The sequence below is a fragment of the Paenibacillus sp. J22FR5 genome (assembly GCF_059691975.1).
Map to the genome: position 1 here is coordinate 44,281 of NZ_JCAUAN010000028.1, position 18,669 is coordinate 62,949.

16 protein-coding genes and 2 pseudogenes are annotated in these 18,669 nt (G+C 46.1%); 16 read left to right on the top strand and 2 right to left on the bottom strand.

Annotated elements, in window-relative coordinates:
- Positions 1–4 precede the first annotated feature (4 nt).
- From AC58P7_RS26290 to AC58P7_RS26320, 7 genes and pseudogenes are all read left to right on the top strand, one after another.
- Positions 5–1,537: a response regulator gene (locus AC58P7_RS26290; protein ID WP_497348263.1), complete on the top strand. Its 1,533-nt coding sequence runs from the start codon at positions 5–7 to the stop codon at positions 1,535–1,537.
- Between the two features lie 180 nt (positions 1,538–1,717).
- On the top strand, positions 1,718–2,680 hold the full coding sequence (locus AC58P7_RS26295; protein WP_497348265.1) for an ABC transporter permease: 963 nt from the start codon (positions 1,718–1,720) through the stop codon (positions 2,678–2,680).
- Positions 2,681–2,735: 55 nt separating this feature from the next.
- On the top strand, positions 2,736–3,629 hold the full coding sequence (locus tag AC58P7_RS26300; protein ID WP_497348267.1) for a carbohydrate ABC transporter permease: 894 nt from the start codon (positions 2,736–2,738) through the stop codon (positions 3,627–3,629).
- Positions 3,630–3,699: 70 nt separating this feature from the next.
- Positions 3,700–5,394, top strand: a complete 1,695-nt coding sequence (locus AC58P7_RS26305) for an ABC transporter substrate-binding protein (protein WP_497348269.1) — start codon at positions 3,700–3,702, stop codon at positions 5,392–5,394.
- 104 nt (positions 5,395–5,498) lie between these two features.
- A pseudogene (locus AC58P7_RS26310) lies at positions 5,499–6,097 on the top strand (glycoside hydrolase family 3 N-terminal domain-containing protein); the annotation flags it as partial.
- 17 nt (positions 6,098–6,114) lie between these two features.
- Positions 6,115–6,813, top strand: a complete 699-nt coding sequence (locus AC58P7_RS26315; protein WP_497348271.1) for an aminoglycoside phosphotransferase family protein — start codon at positions 6,115–6,117, stop codon at positions 6,811–6,813.
- Positions 6,814–6,939: 126 nt separating this feature from the next.
- Positions 6,940–7,701, top strand: coding sequence for a TSUP family transporter (locus AC58P7_RS26320; RefSeq protein WP_497348273.1), 762 nt, complete (start codon positions 6,940–6,942; stop codon positions 7,699–7,701).
- A 121-nt stretch (positions 7,702–7,822) separates the two neighbouring features.
- Here the strand turns inward: AC58P7_RS26320 and AC58P7_RS26325 are convergent, their stop codons facing one another.
- Positions 7,823–8,890 carry a GntR family transcriptional regulator gene (locus tag AC58P7_RS26325; RefSeq protein WP_497348274.1) on the bottom strand — a complete coding sequence of 356 codons (1,068 nt, stop codon included), beginning with the start codon at positions 8,888–8,890 and terminating at the stop codon, positions 7,823–7,825.
- A gap of 329 nt (positions 8,891–9,219) precedes the next feature.
- Between AC58P7_RS26325 and AC58P7_RS26330 the strand changes: the two genes are divergently transcribed.
- From AC58P7_RS26330 to abc-f, 7 genes and pseudogenes are all read left to right on the top strand, one after another.
- Positions 9,220–10,557 carry an ABC transporter substrate-binding protein gene (locus tag AC58P7_RS26330; protein WP_497348276.1) on the top strand — a complete coding sequence of 446 codons (1,338 nt, stop codon included), beginning with the start codon at positions 9,220–9,222 and terminating at the stop codon, positions 10,555–10,557.
- Positions 10,558–10,656: 99 nt separating this feature from the next.
- Positions 10,657–11,541, top strand: a complete 885-nt coding sequence (locus tag AC58P7_RS26335; protein ID WP_497348278.1) for a carbohydrate ABC transporter permease — start codon at positions 10,657–10,659, stop codon at positions 11,539–11,541.
- A gap of 2 nt (positions 11,542–11,543) precedes the next feature.
- Positions 11,544–12,389 (top strand): carbohydrate ABC transporter permease, encoded by an 846-nt coding sequence (locus AC58P7_RS26340; protein WP_497348280.1) that lies wholly within the window; start codon positions 11,544–11,546, stop codon positions 12,387–12,389.
- A gap of 62 nt (positions 12,390–12,451) precedes the next feature.
- Positions 12,452–13,870 (top strand): arabinan endo-1,5-alpha-L-arabinosidase, encoded by a 1,419-nt coding sequence (locus AC58P7_RS26345; protein WP_497348324.1) that lies wholly within the window; start codon positions 12,452–12,454, stop codon positions 13,868–13,870.
- A gap of 2 nt (positions 13,871–13,872) precedes the next feature.
- Positions 13,873–14,832, top strand: coding sequence for a glycoside hydrolase family 43 protein (locus tag AC58P7_RS26350; RefSeq protein WP_497348282.1), 960 nt, complete (start codon positions 13,873–13,875; stop codon positions 14,830–14,832).
- A gap of 55 nt (positions 14,833–14,887) precedes the next feature.
- Positions 14,888–15,031: an RAxF-45 family protein gene (locus AC58P7_RS26355; RefSeq protein WP_497348284.1), complete on the top strand. Its 144-nt coding sequence runs from the start codon at positions 14,888–14,890 to the stop codon at positions 15,029–15,031.
- Positions 15,032–15,315: 284 nt separating this feature from the next.
- Positions 15,316–17,242 (top strand): annotated as a pseudogene (abc-f, locus tag AC58P7_RS26360) (ribosomal protection-like ABC-F family protein).
- 124 nt (positions 17,243–17,366) lie between these two features.
- On the opposite strand, the gene AC58P7_RS26365 reads toward abc-f, so the two are convergent.
- A complete protein-coding gene (locus tag AC58P7_RS26365; RefSeq protein ID WP_497348286.1) occupies positions 17,367–17,525 on the bottom strand; it encodes a hypothetical protein in 159 nt (52 codons plus the stop codon).
- 68 nt (positions 17,526–17,593) lie between these two features.
- On the opposite strand from AC58P7_RS26365, the gene AC58P7_RS26370 reads away from it, so the two are divergent.
- Both AC58P7_RS26370 and AC58P7_RS26375 read left to right on the top strand, forming a co-directional pair.
- Positions 17,594–18,292: a pirin family protein gene (locus AC58P7_RS26370; protein WP_497348288.1), complete on the top strand. Its 699-nt coding sequence runs from the start codon at positions 17,594–17,596 to the stop codon at positions 18,290–18,292.
- Positions 18,293–18,326: 34 nt separating this feature from the next.
- Positions 18,327–18,656: a hypothetical protein gene (locus AC58P7_RS26375; RefSeq protein ID WP_497348290.1), complete on the top strand. Its 330-nt coding sequence runs from the start codon at positions 18,327–18,329 to the stop codon at positions 18,654–18,656.
- Positions 18,657–18,669 lie beyond the last annotated feature (13 nt).

Below are 18,669 nucleotides of genomic sequence, written 5' to 3' on the forward strand. Positions count from 1 at the left end.
GCACATGTACAGAGTGTTAATTGTTGACGATGAGCCTATGATTCGCGCGGGTTTGCAGACATTGATCGATTGGGAGCGTTATGGCTTCCAGGTTGTAGGTGATGCGATGAACGGCCGGGAAGCGATGAGCAAGTACGCTGAGTTGGCGCCGCATTTAATTATCATTGACATTCGCATGCCGGTAATGGATGGACTGCAGGTTATTGAGGAAATTCGCAAAACAGATACTTTGTGCCGTTTTCTTATCCTCAGCGGATATGCGGATTTCGAATACGCGAAAAGAGCGATTGTCGGACAGGTGGATGGCTATGTGCTCAAGCCTGTAGACGAAGACGAGATTGTGGCTGAATTAATACGCATTAATAAGTATCTTCAGAAGCAAGAGAAGTTATCTCAATTAGGTGTAAAGAGTGAGGCACAGCGGAGAGAGGAATGCATACAGGCCCTACTTGCCGCGGATGGAGATCAGCTGTCCATATCACATGATGTTGAAACTATAATTGGCGCATCAGTGGGGGGATATCAAGTCATACTGCTCCAGCTTGCCCAGTCGCAAAGGACTGATTCGCGCATCTACGCCATGATCCAGCAGTGTTTAATTGACTTGTTTGAGACCAATAAGCGAAGAGGTATTGTCTTTGCAGCGAACCCCTATATCGGTGTTCTCCTAACGGAGACCATTGTGGATGAAGGAACAAGGAGTCGTGTTTACCGTGAGATGAAGGCAGCTCTGCCTGATCATATCTTCTATGGTGCCATAGGTCGTGTTGTCAAGCAGATTCAAGAAGTTAGCACTTCCTTCGGAGAAGCAGCGAACCTGCTTACGAAGCATTTCCTCTATGGCGATGAGCTTATTGCTCAGCATGATGTCATTCGTGCAAGCGAGCATCCGGCCACTTTAGACATTGTCTCCTTAGCCGAGAAGATCTACTACGCAATGGATATGGGGAATAAAGAAAGTTTGGAGCACTGGCTCCAACTTGCGGGAACGGAGCTCATCGCCTATGATAGCAGCGAGCATGGCTTGAAAACGAACTATGCACAGCTGATCTCCATGGTATTGAACAAGCTGGCTGGACTGAACGATAAAGCGTATACTATCGTGCAGAATGCCATGTCCATTATTGCGCAAATTTATGAGCAGCCGAACTTGGCAGCGATCCAAAATCGCATCCGTCATCAGTTGTGTGATTTGACGAACCAGATTAGCGTTTCAAGTAATGAACCGTTGTTAAAGCAGATTATGGATTTCGTCGAGCGGCATTATGCTGAGAATTTAAAGTTGGATACGCTGGCAGAGTTGTTCAATTATACGAGCGGGTACTTAGGTAAAATCTTCAAGAACTATACCGGCGCACACTTTCATACCTATCTGGATCAAATCCGCATCCAGAAAGCGATTGAGCTTCTGGGTGAAGGGCTTAAGGTGCACCAAGTTGCTCAGCGCGTAGGATACGCTAATGCAGACTATTTCCACAGCAAATTCAAAAAATATGTAGGCGAATCGCCTTCCTCGTATAAGGGGAAAAAGAATTGAAGAGATTGCCTGTTATCTAGCATGAGAGCTGGATAAGAAGGCACTCTCTTTTTATTTCACCTTTATGCGCCCGGATATCTTGAAAGCGCTATTTTGACATGATTTGAAGCTGAATTTGGGTGGTTTTTTGAATGGGAATCATCCAGTATGATAGAGATATAAGACAAACGGAGGGATACAATGAAAACGCTATCTACGGAGAAAACCATCCCCCTTACGGAGCGGAAGAAGTCTTCGAAGTTTTGGAAAACGATGGTTCAGCAGCGCTATCTTTATATGATGTCGATCCCTTTTGTCATCTATGTGATCATCTTTAATTATGTCCCTGTGTGGGGCTGGCTTATGGCTTTTCAAAAATTCAAACCCGGTAAATCCATACTGCAGCAGCAGTGGGTGGGGCTCGATAACTTCAAAGAATTGTTCGCTGATGAAAGGTTTTACCTCGCATTGCGGAATACGCTTGCTATGAGTATCATGGGGCTTATCGTTAGTTTTACAATTCCAGTTGTATTTGCAATTCTGATGAATGAGCTTAAGGGGCAGTTGTTCAAAAGATCCATTCAGACGATTTCTTATTTGCCTCACTTCGTATCCTGGGTAGTTGTAGCCAGCTTGGTGACTAAAATGCTTTCTATTGATGGAGGCGCCGTTAATGAGCTCCTGCTAAAGCTGCATATTATCGATCAACCTGTGCAGTTTATGGCCAAGGGCAGTTGGTTTTGGGGAATTGTGACGATTTCTGATATGTGGAAGGAAACAGGTTGGAACTCCATTATTTTCTTGGCTGCCATGGCGGGCATCGATCAGGAGCAGTATGAAGCAGCTACGGTGGATGGAGCAGGCCGATTTCGTCGAATTTGGCACATCACGCTGCCAGGTATTCGGACAACGTTCATGGTCGTATTCATTTTGTCAATCGGCAGTTTGATCAGCATCGGCTTTGAAAAGCAGTTTCAACTGCAAAACTCGCTCGTTACTGACTATTCGGAAGTTCTTGAATTGTACGCGCTTAAATATGGAATTCAATTAGGCCGGTATTCATTTGGTACGGCAGTTGGAATTTTTAGCTCAGTAGTCAGCATTATTCTTGTTATAACTGCGAATACCATCTATAAGAAAGTCACCAAAGAGACCATTATCTAGAGCGTATGCTTACGATGCAAGTTTTCCTTACGAAAAACTTTTAGGAGGTGGGAGCATGCAGGTACAACTCAAGAGAAGCTTTCCAGATATTGCTTTTGACCTGGTTCTCTACATCGTTATGATTTTCGCTGCGATATGTACTTTATATCCTTTTTTGAACGCATTAGCCATTTCTTTCAATGATTCTGTCGATACGGTAAGGGGCGGCATTCACATTTGGCCTCGCGTTTTCACATTGCAAAACTATGAGTCTATCTTCCGCTTTCCCGGGCTGATCAAAGGTTTCCAAAATTCGATTCTGCGTACAGTAATTGGCTCTATTCTAGGAGTCATTAGCGCTTCAATGGTTGCGTTTGTCTTGGCCCGCAGAGATTTCCAAGCACGTAAACCGATTGCCATGTTGTTCGCGCTTACTTTATATTTTTCGGGAGGATTGATTCCTGGTTACTTTCTGATACGCGATCTTCATATGATCAATACGTTCTGGGTCTATATTATTCCAGGAATGCTTGGCGTTTGGAACGTATTCATTATTCGTTCTTTCATGGACGGGTTGCCTTATGCCTTGCAAGAATCGGCAAAGATTGATGGAGCTAATGATTTCACAATTTACTGGAAGATTGTATTGCCGCTTTGCCAGCCAGTATTGGCAACCGTTGCCTTGTTTATTGCAGTTGGGCATTGGAACTCTTGGTTTGATACTTTTTTATATAACAGCTCGAATGTACAATTGACCACGCTGCAATATGAATTAATGAAAGTGCTGCAGAGTACGCAAAGCGGCAACGAAGCGCACGATCCCAATCTTGTGCAAAATGTAGCGAAAGTATCACCTGAATCCGTCAAAATGGCGATTACAATGGTTGTCACCGTACCGATTTTGCTAGTTTATCCGTTTTTGCAAAAATATTTCGTCAAAGGGATTACGCTTGGTGCTGTGAAGAGTTAACCAAATTTGGTAATTGCAGCTTTTCCTGTTTTTGCATAGCATGTACGAGATAAAGGGAGGGTATCACCACATGAAAAAAAAGACAGCAACAATAACAGCAGTCCTGCTTACTGCAGCGATCGTTACAGCAACGGGCTGCTCCAAAGACACGACACAACCTTCTGCATCGGCAGTGCCAAACGGTACAAAAGAAGCGAGTTCCAATGATACAACACCTATCACGTTAACAATGTTTAGCGCTGATACGAATGCAGACTGGGACGATATGCAATCCGGAGTTGGCAAGAAAATTAAAGAAAAAACCGGAGTAACGCTTAAAGAAGAATTCCCGGTAGGCGCTGCAGATCAAAAAATTGCTCTAATGGCTTCCAGCGGTGAATACCCTGACCTGATTAGTGGGAAGGGTGATGTGCAAAAGCTGATCGATGCCGGTGCTATGGTGGATCTTGCGCCTCTAATCGACAAATACGGTCCGAACATCAAAAAAGTGTATGGCGATTATTTTAAAAGGCTCCGTTACAGCAATGATAATCACGCTATTTATGTGCTTCCATCCGCAGGAGTGAACAATAAGTATTTTGATGCTGGAGGTGGATTTGAACTTCAGCATCAGGTTCTCAAAGAGCTTGGTTATCCGAAAATCAAGACCGTGCAGGATTATGAGAACGCTTTAAAAGCATACAAAGAAAAGCATCCAACCATGGATGGAAAACCAACAGTCGGACTGTCTTTGCTAGCAGACGATTGGCGTATTCTGATCTCTGTGACGAACCCGGCGGTCACCACAACAGGAGCTACAGATGACGGGGAATTCAATATCGATCAAAATACGTATGATGCCAAGTACCATTTCCTGCGTCCTGAAGAAAAAGAGTATTTCAAATGGCTGAATCATATGAACAGTATCGGACTGCTCGATCCGGAAAGCTTTGTGCAAAAATACGATCAATATAAAGCGAAAATAGCCAGCGGCCGAGTGCTTGGTCTGATTGACCAAAATTGGGATTACGGCGACGGTGAAAACGTCTTAAAGAAAGACGGCAAGTTGGATCAAACCTATGCGCATTTCCCAGTAACCATGAATGAGAATATACAAGATCACTCCTTCCAGGATACAGGTTATTTAGCAGGCTGGGGAATCGGTATTACAACGAAAGCGAAAGATCCCGTTCGTGCGATCAAGTTTCTGGATTGGCTGGCGTCGGATGAAGGCCAAGTATTGGTTAACTGGGGCATTGAAGGCGTCGACTACAAGGTGGAAAATGGCAAGCGTGTACTTACACCTGAAGCGCAGGACAAGAAAACCAACAACCCGAGCGGCTATAAGAAAGAAAACGGAATCGGAAACTACTTCCTATCCGCACGCTATGGTGATGGAATTAAAGATCCTACCGGTAACTACTATACGACTAGTTTCCCTGAACAAATCCAAAAGAACTATACAAAAGCAGACCTTGAAACATTGAAAGCTTATAATGCTACAACTTATAAAGATCTGTGGCCAAAAGATGGAGAATTCCCAGTTAAAAAGTACGGCGCTGCTTGGGGAATTTCGATGCCAACAGGCTCCGATCTTCAAGTCACCTTCCAAAAATCCGAAGATATCATGAAAAAACGGGTTCCAGAAGCGATTCTGGCGAAGCCGGAAGACTTCGATAAAGTATGGGATGCTTTCATGGCAGACCTGGAGAAAGTCGGCGTGAAGAAAATGGGTGAACAGTTCACACAGATGGTGAAAGACAGAGTGAAGCTCTGGAACGAATAGACGTATGGCATAAATCAGTGAAAGGGTCCGTGTCTCACACGGGCTCTTTTTCAATAAAAGTAGAATGAATGTAAGCGATCGCAAAACAAAGGAGCGCGCTAGCTATGAACGTAAATACGAATTTTCTGTTCCTAAACACAGCATTACCGCTCGAAGAGCGTGTTATTGATTTGGTTTCACGTTTCACTTTAGAAGAAAAAATAAACCTAATGTGCCAGTATCAGACAGAAATTCCCCGCCATGGTGTAAAGCCATATAAGCATGGGACGGAAGGGGCACATGGAATCGCTTGGTTAGGCGAAGTGACGGTATTCCCGCAAAATATCGGCCTTGCGTGTACATGGAATCCGGATTTGCTTCGTGAGATTGGCTCAGCAATCGGCGATGAAGCAAGGGTCTATTTCCAGAGGAATCCTGCGATTAATGGACTTACGATATGGGCGAATGTTCGGTTAGCATAGATCCGTGCAATATGCGGAAATATTACCTGAAAGCTTTTGAGGCAGCCTTCACAGAGGGTGGGGCCCAATCGATGATGACAGCTTACAATGCTGTCAACGGCACGCTCTGCAATCTGAATCCCGATGTGAACGAGATTGTGAAGGGCGAATGGGGGATGAATGGTTTTGTTGTCAGCGATGCGGGCGATGTGATAGGTACGGTGCGCGATCATAAACACATGCATTCAAAAAAGTTTGGAGTAAGAGCTCGAAACCTGATGTGCGGTTTCAATTTCATTTATTGAATGCCCTTTCTGAACGTGGATTATCGGTCTCTAAACCAGTGGGCTGGGGGCTAAATTCAAACGCAGATGGTGTTTTGTTAACAACTTTTAATGGAACGCAGGTTACGAAATTAAATGAGAAGAAATTGATCGATATTGCGAATGTATTATCAGAAATTCATCAAACCGATGTTGAAGATATAGGAAATCTACAAATTCCACAATATGATTTCATCGATTACTTTTTTCCTCAGGCCAAAGAACATCAAGATATTTATCAAGCATTACTCCCACTGGTTAGTAGGGCTCAAATTAAACAAGAACGATTTATTCATGGCGATTTCCACCTAGCGAACCTTGTAGAGGCAAATGAGCGTTTCACGGTAATCGATTGGACGAATGGACAATTAGGGGATCCCAGATATGATTTTGCTTGGGCGCTTATTCTAATGAAAATATACATATCGGATCGATATGCCAATGTGTTTTGTACCGCGTATCTATTGGGAAATGACATGAAACAGGAAGAACTTGACGGTTTCGAAGCGTTGGCTTGCCTCAGATGGATATTGTTGAATAGAAACGGTGGCACACCCAAAGGACCTCGAACCATAGCGAAAGTTAAGAAAATAATCAAAAACAATCCGACGCTCAAGGATCTAATCAGTAGAGATATCCTGACAATTAAGATATAGGGATCGTTGAGGTTAATCATCTCTAATTTTACCATAGGTAAATTCTTGCTTGAACGGGTGCATCGTGCGAGAATAGGTGTTGGACAAGCCATACTTATTAACACACAAGAGGAGTTAACTTACATCATGTTGCACTTGAGTTGGGAAATGATAATCTTCGTTATTGTTGGTGGATTTTTGGCCGCGTATGTGGATTCGGTTGTTGGGGGAGGCGGGCTTATTTCGGTGCCTGTTCTACTTGCGGCAGGATTACCGCCGGCGCTGGCGTTAGGTACGAATAAATTAGCGGGGACCATGTCTTCGCTGACAAGCACGATTTCGTTTATGCGGACAGGTAATGTTGATCTAAAAGCCGTACGAGGATTGTTCGTGCTATCCTTGGCCGGAGCGGTATGCGGAGTATTCGTGCTGCGTCAAATTCCTTCGGATTTTCTAAAACCACTGGTCGTGGTTATGCTGATTTTAATTACGATTTACACGATATTCCGCAAAAATTGGGGAGAAATCTCGACCTTCAGTCAGTACTCGGCGAAGACAGCTTTTCTGATGGGATCCGCAGCTTTCGTCTTAGGTTTCTATGACGGGTTCTTCGGGCCTGGAACAGGATCATTCCTTATCTTCGTTTTTCTGATGGTAGGCTTCGACTTCGTCAAAGCGGCTGGAAATGCCAAAATACTCAATTTTGGCAGCAACATTGCGAGTTTAATTACGTTCATGGCACTGGGCTCTATTGATTATTGGATCGGGATCCCGATGGGATTGGCTATGGTATGCGGAGCATTTCTCGGCTCGCGCATGGCGATTCGTAAGGGTTCGGCGTATGTGCGGCCGCTTTTTATCACGGTATGTGTGCTGTTGGTGGGTAAGCAGATTTGGAACTTGATGTAGGGGAAGCGGGGATGGAAAGGCGAAAAGGGGGCATTATGCCCCCTTTTTTTCGATTGCTGCCGAAGCTGGGTTCGACTCTCCCCAGAAACTGCTGTTGCTGGCATTGTAGGCTATTGCGCTGCTAACCGCTGATCCATTTAACAGGAATCTCGACCCGCTGTGGCGTGTACTTTCCGTTAAATTGTTCAAGTAATAACTCAACGGCAGATCGCGCCATGCGCTCCTCGTCCTGCAAAATATGGGGTAGATTCGGGATTTCAGGATCATCGAAGGATACAAGACGGACTTGTGCATTCAATCCTTGCTCCTGATGAATCGCTTGATACGTAAGCCTGGCCATCTCGGCCGTTAAAGCAAAAACTGCTGTTAAATTCGGATGCTGATGAAGGAATTGGACTAGGTGTGCGTACGTATCTCCGGTTCTAAGAATTTCAATAGGAACGTGGCACCACAAGCTTTTATCAATGGGAATATTGCCATCAATAAAGGCTTTCTCAAAGCCGTGGGTACGATCTTCAATCGTTGTATTCGTATTCGCTGGTGAGATAAGCGCGATGTGTTGATGCCCTTCTTGCAGCAAGCGTGACACGGTTTCATAAGCACCGCCCCAATTATCGGAGATAATGCGGTACGTATCGATGTTTCGTAAAAACCGGTCGATGAAGACAAACGGGAATTTGTCTAAGGATAGGCGGAGCAAGGATTCATTATAAATTTCATCCTCCGTCGGGAAAACGATAATTCCGCGCATACCCGGGGAACTGGTTAATTCTTGCACAGAACGCGATTCTTCAAGCGAGGACTCTCGTGTGATGTGAAGAATAAGCTGATACCCTGCGGCTTTAATATAGAACTCAATATAGTCGACAAGCTTTTGAATGACCTTGGTTTTCATTGTAGGGATAACGAGTCCGATGTAGCCGCTAGCTGTTGATGTGGGGGGCAACACTTTTCTTTGAATGGTTAAGGTGGGGATAGCGGCAACGAATGTCCCTTTACCTTGAATGCGAGTAACGAGCCCTTCATCCACAAGCGCAGCTAGCGCGTTTTTTACAGTGATTTTACTAACCAAATATTCATCCATGAACTCTTGTTCAGAAGGAACGCGATCTTTGGGGCGGAGCTCGCCTGACTCAATTTTACCCTTGATCGATTGATAAATTTGCTTGTAGAGAGGAATCTTATTCAACGCACATCACTCGATTCATCATTATAGTTTCACTTGTATTGTAACGAGTAATGGGTGAAAAGGGAATATGTTTATCATAAAAAATATGTTTATTATAAAAATAACGAAATTTATAACCAATTAATTATATAAAAGATATAAATTCTAAGTTAGAATACGATATGAAGCGCTTCCAAATTTAGTTTAGAGATTCAAAAGGCATGGAATAGAGGTTAAATATAATAATTATATTTTTATGACCAATTGATTATATCAATATGGAAATCCGTGTCATATAATCAAATTATTAAAACGCTTTCAAAACAATTTTCCTTAGGGGGATACCTTACATGAAGAAGAAACTTCAAATGTCATCGGCTATCATACTAGCATCCATGGTACTATTGACCGCTTGCTCAACGAGTAATACACCAGCTGGTGAAACATCGGCTAGCCCATCAACTACCAGTAAAAGTGATAGCGCCTCCAAAAGCGCTGCACCCGTGAAATTGAGCTTCTGGACCTTCAATGAGCTGCATCAGAAATTCTTCGAAAGTATGGCAACTTCTTGGAACAAAGCACATCCTGAACAGCCAGTTCAAATAGAAGCAACAACGTTCCCTTATGATGACAATCACAATAAACTGTTGGTTGCCCTTCAATCTGGAACAGGCGCGCCGGATATGGCGGATATCGAAATCAGTAAAATCGGCAACTTCTTAAAGGGTGACGTACAACTGGTCCCTTTGAATGATATCGTAGAGCCGGAGAAGGCGAATCTTGTCATGTCCCGTTTGGACAATTATGCGAAGGACGGCAAATATTATGGGATTGATTATCACGTCGGCGCGGAAGTGATTTACTACAATAAAGATATTCTTGATAAAGCAGGCGTGAACGCCGACGATATTAAGACATGGGATGACTACGAAAAGGCAGGCAAACAGGTTCTTGAGAAAACAGGCAAGCCGATGACGACCGTAGAAACGACGGATCAATGGTCCTACTGGCCAATGGTTGTGCAGCACGGTTCCGACTTTCTGGATAAGAGCGGCAATGTAACACTGGGCGATCAAGCGAATACAGAAGTACTTACGTTCTTACAGAAGCTTGTTAAAGAAAAAGTAGCTGTGCTAGCTCCTGGCGGCTTCCACCATGCAGAAGAGTATTATGGCTTCATGAACAAAGGCGGCGCAGCTTCCGTCTGGATGCCGATGTGGTACATGGGGCGCTTCACGGATTACATGCCTGATCTGAAGGGCAAAATCATCATTAAACAGATGCCGGTATTTAAACAAGGTGAAATGCGTTCTTCCGGTATGGGCGGAACAGGTACTGTGATTACGAAGCAATCCAAGAACCAAGATGTAGCGAAGAAATTCCTTTCCTTTGCGAAACTTTCCAAAGAAGGCAATATCCAAATTTGGTCTCAGCTTGGCTTCGATCCAATCCGTTCCGATGTTTGGACTGATCCAGCACTCAAAGCTGATAACAAATTCACTTCTTATTTCGGGAAAAATCTATGGGACGTATTGATTAGTGTGAAGAGTGAAATCGCACCAACGAATGTCAAAGAAAGAACACCGGCTGTATCGGATTATATCAAGACGAAAGCGATGTTCCAAGCGCTTAATGACATGAAGGATCCTAAACAAGTGTTGGCTGATGCGGTTAAAAATATTAAGTAAGCCGAACGCCAAGCGTTCCGCTGCAGGCTGTGCCCGAGGGCCCAATGTCCCTCGGGTAAAGCTTTCAGTACTTCAAGAAAGGAGTGACGACCGAACAGTATGAACAAATTTCTATATTCCTCTCGGATAGCCCCATACGTGTTCGTTTTGCCATTTATCTTATCTTTTCTAATTTTCTTTGCCTATCCAGTGCTTACAACGATCAATATGAGCTTTCAAGAAGTATTACCAGGGCAAACGCATTATATTGGGCTCGCTAATTACAAGAATTTAAGGAGTGAAACCTTCTTTGCTGCGCTTAAAAATAGCAGTCGTTATACGTTCTGGACGCTGCTGGTACTGATTCCGCTACCGCTCATTCTTGCTGTTTTCTTAAATTCGAAGCTAACGAAGGCAAGCGCATTTTTCCGTTCTGCCTTGTTTATTCCATCACTCACCTCTGTCGTTGTTGCGGGAACCATCTTCAGGCTAGTATTCGGAAGCTTGGATGATTCGGTTATGAACGCGTTCCGTCATGTCTTAGGAATGCCGACGATTAACTGGTTGGCGAATTCGGCCACAGGGATGTTTGTTATGGTTATATTGGCGACATGGCGCTTTACGGGTGTTAATATCATTTACTTCTTGTCCGCGCTGCAGAGTATCCCGCATGAAGTGTACGAATCAGCTGAGATTGATGGCGCCAATGCTTGGCAACGCTTCTGGCGGATTACCTTGCCTTTGCTGAAACCAGTGGCGATTTATGTGATTACCATTTCCATTTACGGCGGATATTCGATGTTTACAGAAAGCTACATCCTTTGGAATGGTAACCGTTCACCGAATGATATTGGTTTAACGATGATCGGTCTTCTCTATCGTGAAGGGATCGAGAAAAATAATTTAGGCTTCGGCTCGGCAATCGGGATTACCCTATTAGCGATCACGATGGTGATTAATGTGATTCAGCTGAGATTTTTTGGCTTATTTAGGAAGGAGGATTAAGTATGCTCACACTACGAAAAAGACCGCTTCCTACCTTCCTGCTCTTTGTGCTTTTTCTAGTCCTAGCAGCCATTGCGCTCTTCCCGTTCTATAGTCTCGCCTTGGCTTCGCTCAAGCCTTCGAAGGAGATGCTGCGATACGGGTTGAATGTAAAGCTCCAACCGGAGCTGCTATCCATGCATAATTATGCTTTTCTATTTTCGGCATCAGCCAAGAAGTATTTGCTCTGGTATAAGAACAGTGTGCTTATCTCCATTGTCTATACGATCCTCTGTCTCTTGCTGTCCTCCATGGTTGGCTATGGAATTGCGATGTACCGTTTCGTAGGGAGAAATATTATTTTTGTCTTTGTACTGTTGGTCATGATGGTGCCAGTTGAGATTATTATGCTTCCCTTGTATAAGCAAATGATCACGTTTCATTTGATTGATACGTATAGCGGCGTGATTCTGCCATTCGTTGTCGCACCGCTGCCGATTTTCTTCTTTAGGCAATATGCCGAAGGGCTGCCGAAGGATTTCCTGGATGCCGGACGCATCGACGGCTGCTCGGAGTATGGCATCTTTTTCAAAATCATGGTGCCATTAATGACGCCTGCTTTCGGGGCGATGGCGATCTTACAGGCGTTGGCGAGCTGGAATAGCTTTGTATGGCCTTTGATTGTGCTTAAAACAGGAGAGAAGCTGACACTGCCAATCGGATTATCCAGTCTGGTAACACCTTATGGGAATAACTACGACATTCTCATTGCTGGCTCTGTGCTGGCAATCGTTCCGATCTTGCTTGTATTCATTTTCTTCCAACGATTCTTTGTATCTGGTCTTACGGTCGGCGGTGTGAAGGGGTAATGGCAGGGTCACAGCGGAAGAAGTTGCTGCTGATGATTGTGCTAGGTCTTCTGTTTACAGCAATGGCGGCAGCGATCATCTGTATACAGGTAGGATGGTTGAGGACGGGGACGCCGCTTATTTTTCCAGCGAAGCCTATCCAGTACTCGATGTATGACACAGCCAGTGTGAATACCGAATCGGATTGGCACACCATGAACACGCATGATCCCTCTATTTATAAAGATGGCGACACGTATTACACGTTCTCTACCGACATTAAGGTTGGCGCTGGTGGTGAACCGTTACGACCGGGAATTATGGTCAGGAAGTCCAAGGACCTCATTAGCTGGGACTGGCTTGGCTATGCGCTGGATGGTATTCCGGCTGAAGCCAAGGCTTGGACCAAAGCAACGAACCTATGGGCGCCAGACATCTTTAAAATGGGGAACACCTACTATTTGTATTACGCGGCATCCACTTTTGGGAGTAATAAGTCGATGATTGGGCTCGCTACATCGGAGAGTATCACAGGGCCTTGGGTCGATCGGGGAGCAGTCATCAAGACAGCGCCGGGTGACGAAGCTAACGCCATTGATCCGAATCCACGGTTCGATGCAGATGGCAAGCCATGGTTAGCCTACGGATCATTTTTTGGCGGTATTTATCTAGTTAGGCTGGACGAGCATACGGGCAAGGTGCTGCAAGGTGAGAAGCCAGTTCTGTTGGCCCGCAGAGATCGAAACACCGTTTCAGGCGCTGTTGAAGCACCCTATATCGTGTATCAGCCCGAACTGAAGAAATACTATTTATTCGTTTCCTATGATTCTCTTTTTTCTGATTATAGTGTTCGGGTAGGGAGATCGGATGCAATAACGGGGCCCTATGTAGATTTCAATGGTCATCAACTTACGGATGGTTCTTTCTCGCCGCAGACCAATGTGGGTACGAAGCTGCTGGGAAGCTATGCATTTAGAGGCAGCGAAGGCTGGTTGGCTCCAGGCCATAATTCGATCCTGCAGGATGGGAACCGAACTTTCATTGTTCACCATGCTCGGGGGGAAAAGGATAAAAACTGGCCCTATCTGCATATTCGTCAACTGCTCTGGTCGCGCGATGGTTGGCCCTTAGTCTCACCTGAGCGATATGCAGGAGAAACCGTGCAGACCATCTCTTCCAAGCAACTACCAGGGAACTGGGAGAGAGTCCCTCTTCCGATGGCATGGACGGGAACGGAGCGTTCGGAACCGATCGTGCTGGAAAAAGGCGGACGGTTAACATCCGCGCACGGCACGGGCACTTGGGAGTTCCAGGCACCGAATGAGCTGAACCTGAAGTGGACGTCAATCGATACGAAGGGTGGCGCTTCGTCCGAAGAAAAGGTACTCGTTATGCCCGCTTGGGATTGGGAGAATAACAAGGCTACCTTGGTATTTACGGGAATGAATGAGCAAGGCATTAACATCTGGGGTAAATATACAGATGCAATAAAAGGAGAGTAACCATGGGGAATTTAGAAACTAGCTATATGAAACCACTCTTGGAGCAGCGCGCTGATCCTTGGGTGTATAGACATACAGACGGATATTATTATTTCACGGCCTCCGTGCCGGAATACGATCGTATTGAGCTTAGACGCTCACGTACGATTGAAGGCTTGAACGAAGCGAAGGCAGAAGTCGTGTGGCGTAAACCTGCGGAGGGTCCCTTAAGCGCGAATATTTGGGCACCTGAGATCCATTTCGTAGCGGGCAGCTGGTACATCTACTTCGCAGCAGCGAGAACGACTGAAACCAACGAAGGACTATTCGATCATCGGATGTACGTGCTTGCCACCGATGCTGCTAACCCACTGGAAGGAAACTGGGAGGAGAAAGGTCAGCTGCGAACAGCGTGGGAAAGCTTTGCGCTAGATGCAACGTCATTCGAGCATAACGGTACGCGCTATCTCGTTTGGGCACAGAAAGACCCTGACATCGTAGGTAATTCGAACTTATATATTTCAGAAATGAGTAACCCGTGGACACTGAGCGGCAAACAAGTCATGATTGCAACACCAGAGTTTGCGTGGGAAATCATCGGGTTTAGGGTGAATGAGGGCGCGGCCGTTTTAAAAAGAAATGGTCGAATCTTTATCAGCTTCTCGGCAAGCGCAACAGATTTCAATTACTGCATGGGGTTGCTGACAGCACAAGAGGATGCGGACTTATTGGATTCACAATCATGGGTGAAAACAACAAGTCCAGTGCTTACAACCAACGAAAGTATCGGGTTGTTTGGACCAGGTCATAATAGCTTCACGACCTCGGAAGACGGCACGGAAGACATCCTCGTTTTCCATGCTAGAAATTATAAGGAAATTGTCGGAGATCCACTCTATGACCCGAACAGGCACACGTTTGTACGTGTACTGAAATATCACCCGGATGGCACACCCAATTTCGCTGGATCTGTTGCGAATTGACCGATGGTTATGATACTATTTTAGCAGAGTGCAATTAGAAGGAGGTGAAGGTAGGATGAATCGAGAGTTCGTAAATAACCGTGTGAGCCAGTTACCCATCGCGATGGCTGGCATCGTTCATGCAGCAGTCAAAGACGCGAGAGGTCTGTCCACTTATGCGCATACGGTTAACCAACTCACGAAAAGACGCCTACCTTAACCCTCTACGGAAATCATCCGAACGGTCGTAGGAATTTTTCCTGCGGCCTTTTTGTGTTACCACATTAGAAAGTATAAGTTTTCGGTTTCCGAAAACTGCTTTCTAATTGGCGATAAAACTTTCCTCTCCCGGGGCCCCCACAAAGTAATCGGACTTTGCTTCGAAGATTATCGTCACTTTGTGGGGTAGAGTAGCGGTCGCTCATCTATGAATGGCCTCGATAGAAGTTTTCTCACCTACGTTCAGGGCAGGGTCCGTCTTACAAACAAGGAGGATCCTTTACTATGTTAATTGTTAATGGTCAAAATATAAAAAAATACCACGGTGCCCAGCTGGTGCTTGAAGATGTTACTTTTGAAGTTCATCAAGGGGAACGTGTCGGACTTGTGGGGCGAAATGGCAGCGGGAAATCAACGCTTCTGCGCCTTATTTCCAAGATGGAGAAGCCTGATGAAGGGCAATTGACGGTGCGCAAAGATACGGGGATCGGGTATTTGGCCCAAATCCCAACGGCTTGGGAGTGCTTCAAGGTGTATGATGTGCTTGCTGCTAGCTTCCAGGAGCTGCTTGCATGCCGCGCCACGATGCGTGAGCTCGAAGCGCAAATGTCGAGTCCATCCGTCATGAACGACGAGAAACAGATGGATCAACTGTTGAAGCGATACGCTCAGCAGCAAGAGCGATTCGAACGAGAAGGCGGCTACGAGCTGGATGCCCGCATCGATCAGGTGGCGAATGGGCTGAGCATTGCGAAGACATTGTATGAGCGGAGCTTTGCCTCCTTATCAGGGGGAGAAAAGACGAAGATCACCTTAGCTTCCCAGCTCATCGGTAAACCAGACCTGCTGTTGTTGGATGAGCCGACGAATCATGGCCGGTGTGGAGTGGCTGGAGGATTACCTCAAACATTACGACGGCGCTTGTATCATCGTCTCGCATGATCGTTATTTTCTGGATCTCGTCGTCACGAAAATTGTGGATCTGGAAGATGGCGAATCCACGACGTATCACTCTTCTTATTCGGGCTATGTGAAGGAGAAGGAAGTGCGATTGCTGCAGCAGTTCGCGGATTACCAAGAGCAGCAGAAGGTGATCAAAAAGATGAAAGAGACGATCAAGCAGCTGATTGAATGGGGGCGGATTGGCGGGAATGAGAAGTTTTTCCGCCGGGCGTTCTCCATGCAGAAAGCGCTGGATCGGATGGAAAAGCTTAAACGGCCCATACTGGATCCGAAAGCGGCTGATTTCGATTTGAAGCCGGAAGACCGTTCCGGGCGAAGGGTGCTGCGCTTCGAGAATGTCACGAAGCGTTACGGTGAGAAAGTGCTGCTGGCGCAAGCGGACGGCTCGCTCGAATACGGCGAGAAGGTCATGCTTGTGGGGCATAACGGTTCAGGGAAAACCACCCTGCTGAAGATGCTGCTTGGTGAAGAACAGCCTGATGGCGGTGAACTCGAGCTGGGTGCTCGCGTCGACATCGGCTATCTGGCGCAGCAGGCTTATCCCGCGGATGATAAGAAATCCGTATTGGCGTATTTCTGCGAGGAAGCGAAGATGGAAGAAGGAGAAGCGCGAGGGCGACTCGCGGCCTACTTATTTTATGGCGCGGATGTGTTCAAATCGGTGAGCTCCCTGTCCGGCGGAGAGTGGACGCGACTACGATTAGCTCTGCTCGTGCTGCGTAAGCCGAACTTGCTCATCCTGGATGAGCCGACGAACCATATGGACATCGCATCGCGAGAAGCGTTGGAGGATGCTTTGGAGGAATTCCCAGGCACGGTACTGGCGGTGACGCATGATCGGTATTTTATGAATCGGCTGGCACGCAAAATATGGGAGCTGGATCAGAGCAAGATTACCGTGTATTTGGGTAATTTTGATGATTATAAAGGGAAGAGCGGCGAGCTGCGTGCGCGGGAAGAGCTCAAGGCCGAGGAAAGCCGACTTCTCGATGACAAAGTGAAAGTTAAACAGCCCGAGGATTCGGGGGCGAAGCGGGGCAAGACACCGAAAGCGCATTTGTCTGGGAAGGCTGCTATCGAGAAGGGGATCGCGAGCGTAGAAGCGGAGTTGGCTGAGTTGGATCACCAGTTACAGGGAGATGGCGAAGCCCTGATACCGGCGGAACTCACGGAGCTTTGGCAGAAGCGGGAAGACGTGCAAGGGCAGCTGGAGGCGCTGTATGAGCAGTGGTTGTTGCTAGAGGAATAGTTGGATAACGAGCACCATCATGGCTAACGGACACGAGTGACCTTATTTAGCGAAAATGAGGGACTTTGAGAAACTAACGGTCATAGAAGCCGCTATTCAACGTAATTCATCATCAAATGGTTTTTTATGTAGCAATAACGGTTACAGTGTCCGTTAGTTCTTTGAATGAGCTATTTACTTTGAAATAACGTCCTATGTGTCCGTTAGGTGATCTAGCGGGATTAACAACAAGACGTATCGAACCCAAATAGCCATCGCCACACAACTGGCTGCGTTTCGCCACTGATCTGACATGGAGTCCACACTCTCAGTATGATAAGCTAGAAGTACTTATTAAAGGAGGCGATTGTTATGATACAAGTATTCCCGGCCCACACGCGTAATTCAACGGATTTGGGGTGGCTCACCAGCCACAAAAGCTTTTCATTTGGCGATTATTTTGATGAAGAAAATGTCAGCTTTGGTGTGATGCGTGTTTGTAACGACGATGATATCGCAGCAGGGCGGGGCTTTGGCCCACATCCCCATAGTGATATGGAGATTGTCAGCATCGTGCTCAGCGGAGCGATTAAGCATGAAGACAGCCTCGGCCATGTGGCCGTAACGGCAGCAAATGGTGTGCAGCGGATGTCCGCGGGCAGCGGCGTTATTCATGCCGAGTATAATGCATCGGAAACGGAGCCGATGAGTTTATTTCAACTGTGGTTTATGCCAGCGAAACGAGGAATGGAGCCTTCTTTTGAAAATGTGACGTATGAGCCGGAGGCACTGGTTAACAATCTACTGCCGGTGGTAACACCAGAAGGTGGGCCTCACATCGCGAAAATCCATCAAGATATGAGCATTTACTTGAGCAAGTTGGATGCGGGGAAAGAGCTCCAATTCGAGCAAGGCGAGAATCGCCGCATTTTTCTCATGCTCGTAAGCGGGAAATGCTCAGCAAATGATGAGATACTAGCAACGAAAGATAGCGCTCGTATGCAAAATGAGTCGAAGTTGACGATTCGTGCGCTTGAAGACACACATTTCATGTTGATCGATCTGCCATAAAGGCAATAACGGAGAGATAGAGGAGGTTGCAGCGATGAAGGAAACTTTTTTGGTGAAGCATGCGGTTGGCGGTCGTGCATTTATCGATACGGGGAAGCACCCGATGCCCTATAGATGGGAGCAGCAAGGCGAGCAATGGTTGTTCAGCGTACAAATTGATCAGCCTGAGCGGATTGCGGAGCTTTTGAAATGGAAGGATGAGCTTAACGTATTTATTTTTCAAGAGTTTGAGAATGAGCCTACACGGAAATTATGGTTCTATGTCGGTGATGATGCCGTTCAGTTCGCTGAAGACAAGGGAGAGCTGACGATCGTCGCAACCTCCAATATCACATACATTCCCGACCAGTTTAGTGCGCAATGATTGGAGCAACACA